This is a genomic window from Cytobacillus firmus, assembly GCF_023715565.1.
Taxonomy (GTDB): Bacteria; Bacillota; Bacilli; order Bacillales; family Cytobacillaceae; genus Cytobacillus; species Cytobacillus firmus_C.
In genome coordinates, this window is the sequence record NZ_JAMBOJ010000176.1 from 1 (window position 1) to 287 (window position 287).

At 45.6% G+C, this 287-nt stretch carries 1 rRNA gene; it reads right to left on the reverse strand.

Going from position 1 to position 287, the window contains the following annotated elements:
* Window positions 1-192 precede the first annotated feature (192 nt).
* Window positions 193-287 (reverse strand): 23S ribosomal RNA (locus M3205_RS25370); the annotation flags it as partial.

The following is a 287-nucleotide window of genomic DNA, read 5'->3' on the forward strand; positions in this document are numbered from 1 at the left end:
AGAAACTTCGTTCCCTCAAAACTAGATAATGTATGAAGAAGAATTTTGCCGAGTAATTACCAATGACTTGTCTAGCTTCGGCTCCTAACTTCTCGGCCGTTTCGATCCGTCCCTCCAAATCCCAAAATCAGGATTTGAGTGGCCGGCTCTCCAACGTTTTTCGAAGTTGAACAGTCGCCTCTGCTTTTCGTTTTGGTTAAGTCCTCGATCGATTAGTATCAGTCAGCTCCACATGTCGCCACGCTTCCACCTCTGACCTATCAACCTGATCATCTTTCAGGGATCTT